We start from the raw sequence: 1,340 nt of genomic DNA, 5'->3' as shown, positions 1-1,340 counted from the left end.
AGTAGTATCCTCAAGCAAAGCGGAGCCCGGGCCAGTAAGCTGAAGTTGGAGCTGACCGAAAGCTTGCTGATTACCAATATTGAGGATGTGGTAAACAAAATTCAGCAGCTGGCCGCACTGGGGGTGAGTTTTTCGCTGGATGACTTTGGTACCGGTTATTCGTCTTTAGCCTATCTTAAACGTTTACCCTTAACCCAGCTGAAAATTGACCGCAGTTTTGTCCGTGACATTTTAACTGATAGCAATGATGAGGCCATTGCCCGCATGGTAATCGCGTTGGGCAATACGCTAGGGCTTGAGGTATTGGCAGAGGGCGTTGAAACCGAGGAGCAACTGCTGGCATTGCAGGAACTGGGCTGTTATCAGTATCAGGGCTACTGGTTTGGCAAACCTTCGCCAATTGCCGGCTTTAATGCTGCCCTGCAACAACTCACGCCGGCATCCGTTTGAACTTTTTGTTGTTTTTCAATACTATCTAATCAGTGGTTTAGCCATTATTCTGGTTTTTCATCCCTAAACATGGTCGGAGGCCTGATGTCAGCTGCAGCTAACAGTATGAGTTTAAGCGCCGTTGCCGCCATCATCGTGGCTGCCGCCTTGTGTTGGGGCGCGCTGACCGCTGGCCGTGGCTGGTGGTTTTTTCTGCCACTGTGTTTGCTACTGCTGCTCTGGTGTCAGCGTCAGCAATTAACCTTACCTGCGTTGCGATTACGACATCTGCCAGGTTTTGTCTGGTATTTTAGCCGTCAGCGGGTGTTAGGTGCTTGTGATGTTGCCTTGCGGGCATTGTCGCCTAAACTGCGCTTAGCACCGGGCTGGCAACATTATCAGATGCGCTTAGTACATGCCCCCAGCCAACGCTTACTGGCCAGTATGGTCAGCTTACTACCCGGTACCTGTAGCGTGGCAACAGCATTGCCTACCGACAACCATCATGGCGATCAGCACAGCAGCATACTGTTGTTGCATGTGCTGGACACCCATGCCAACTGGCAGCAAGGAGTATTGAGCCTTGAGCAGCAACTGTCACAACTGCTGTCAGACGAGCCTCTGCTACTTGCAGCAGACACTGCTCAGGACAAGCTATGATCTATCTGGCCCTGGCCTTGTTAATGACCATGGTGCTGGGACTATGGCGGGTAATTAAAGGCCCATCCTTGTTAGACCGCCTACTATCGGTACAGTTGTTCGGCACAACCGGTGTGGCGCTGTGTTTGGTGCTGGCCGTTGCCTTGGAACAACCTGCCCTTAGAGATGTCGCTTTAGTACTGGCGGTATTGGCAGCTGCCGCACCGGCAGCCTTAGTGCAACGTTTGCGCCAGCAGCAACCGGAAAAAAAG

At 51.9% G+C, this 1,340-nt stretch carries 3 protein-coding genes; all 3 read left to right on the top strand.

Going from position 1 to position 1,340, the window contains the following annotated elements; all coding sequences use genetic code 11:
* Positions 1–450: EAL domain-containing protein (locus V7D78_RS16890; RefSeq protein ID WP_333609621.1), on the top strand; the 450-nt coding region annotated here is incomplete at its 5' end.
* 84 nt (positions 451–534) lie between these two features.
* The gene (locus V7D78_RS16885) at positions 535–1,089 is read left to right on the top strand and encodes a Na+/H+ antiporter subunit E (protein ID WP_333609620.1); all 555 of its coding nucleotides are present in this window, start codon (positions 535–537) and stop codon (positions 1,087–1,089) included.
* On the top strand, positions 1,086–1,340 hold a 255-nt coding region (locus V7D78_RS16880), incomplete at its 3' end, for a monovalent cation/H+ antiporter complex subunit F (protein ID WP_333609619.1). The genes V7D78_RS16885 and V7D78_RS16880, both read left to right, overlap by 4 nt.

Origin of the sequence: Arsukibacterium sp. (genome assembly GCF_036735525.1) — a bacterium.
In the GTDB taxonomy this organism is placed as follows: domain Bacteria; phylum Pseudomonadota; class Gammaproteobacteria; order Enterobacterales; family Alteromonadaceae; genus Alishewanella.
Note: the sequence above shows the minus strand (reverse complement) of the source record. Positions and strands in the feature narration are given on the sequence as shown.

Bases quoted from the DNA above. Each gene is read 5' to 3' on its own strand.
- V7D78_RS16885 (WP_333609620.1), top strand. From the start codon at position 535: ATGTCAGCTGCAGCTAACAGTATGAGTTTAAGCGCCGTTGCCGCCATC.